Here is a 369-nt window from a genome sequence, read left to right as displayed (position 1 = left end):
GCCGAGCGCGAGGCCTGTCCGGGGCTGAACGAGCTGATCGAAGTGTTGGCGCCTTGTCAGCACCGGCTGTTCGATCTCGGCGGCGAGCTGGCGATGCCGGAATATCAGGCGTTGAATACGGCGGAAATCCAGCGTCTGGAAGCAGCGATTGATGTGTGGAATGAAGAATTGGGGCCGCTGGAGAACTTCATACTGCCCGGCGGTTCACTGCTGATTGCTCAGGCGCATGTGTGCCGGAGCCTGGCGCGCAGTGCCGAGCGACGCTGTCAGCATTTGAATGCGCTTGAGCCGTTGGCCGGGGTCGGCCTGGCGTATATCAATCGGTTGTCGGATTTGTTGTTCGTCGCGGCCAGGTTGATTGCGCGGCGG

At 61.5% G+C, this 369-nt stretch carries 1 pseudogene; it reads left to right on the top strand.

Features of this window, described 5'->3' with window-relative positions:
- Positions 1-369 (top strand): annotated as a pseudogene (locus DBR24_RS30010) (ATP:cob(I)alamin adenosyltransferase); the annotation flags it as partial.

The organism is Pseudomonas sp. HMWF006 (genome assembly GCF_003061205.1).
Classification (GTDB): domain Bacteria; phylum Pseudomonadota; class Gammaproteobacteria; order Pseudomonadales; family Pseudomonadaceae; genus Aquipseudomonas; species Aquipseudomonas monsensis.
This window is presented reverse-complemented; position numbering and strand designations above follow the sequence as displayed.